The organism is Macrococcoides goetzii (genome assembly GCF_002742385.2).
Taxonomy (GTDB): Bacteria; Bacillota; Bacilli; order Staphylococcales; family Staphylococcaceae; genus Macrococcoides; species Macrococcoides goetzii.
In genome coordinates this window covers 1-322 of record NZ_MJBI02000031.1, presented here as the reverse complement: position 1 = coordinate 322, position 322 = coordinate 1, and the positions used below count along the sequence as shown (strand labels likewise).

1 tRNA gene is annotated in these 322 nt (G+C 35.1%); it reads right to left on the bottom strand.

Annotation, left to right across the window (positions count from 1 at the left end):
* Window positions 1-107: 107 nt before the first annotated feature.
* Window positions 108-184, bottom strand: a tRNA-Ile gene (locus BFS35_RS13730).
* Window positions 185-322: the final 138 nt, after the last annotated feature.

The window sequence follows — 322 nt, the reverse complement described above, 5'->3', positions numbered from 1 at the left end:
GACGCGCGATTTTTTTAAGAATTCAAAAATGAACTCACTCGGTTTTGCTTGGTAAAATCTTTTATTTCTTCTTACTTTATCTAGTTTTCAAAGTACAATAATTAAAATGGTGGGCCTAAATGGACTCGAACCATCGACCTCACGCTTATCAGGCGTGCGCTCTAACCAGCTGAGCTATAGGCCCATTTTAATTTTGAATATTTACTAATGACCAAAGGTCAAATATAAACATTCAAAACTGAATACAATATGTCAATGTTAATCCCTATCAGACTTAAAAGTCTGATTTCCGTAATTATCCTTAGAAAGGAGGTGATCCAGC